This window comes from Serratia sp. Nf2, assembly GCF_003028435.1.
Lineage (GTDB): Bacteria > Pseudomonadota > Gammaproteobacteria > Enterobacterales > Enterobacteriaceae > Serratia > Serratia marcescens_L.
The window spans coordinates 1-206 of record NZ_PYTW01000064.1 but is presented as its reverse complement, the minus strand read 5'-3'; the positions used below and the strand labels follow the sequence as shown (position 1 = coordinate 206).

The following is a 206-nucleotide window of genomic DNA, read 5'->3' as shown; positions in this document are numbered from 1 at the left end:
CTGCAACACCGCGAACCCAATCAGGGCAAACCGGGCGCGCGGCTGGTGTACGATCTGGCGGATAACCTGCTGGGCGAGCGCAGCCCGCAGAGCGACATCGACGCGCACCTGCCGCTGGCGCCGATCGCCGATAACCGGCTGACGCACTGGCAAAAGCTGTTTTACCGTTACGACGCCTGGGGCAACCTGATCAGCCGGCGCAACGG

The 206-nt window shown here is 66.0% G+C and carries 1 protein-coding gene; it reads left to right on the top strand.

Translation table 11 applies throughout. The annotated features are described in order from the left end of the window. The coding region (locus tag C9411_RS25440) for a hypothetical protein (protein ID WP_146158913.1) at nucleotides 1–206 on the top strand (206 nt) is incomplete at both ends.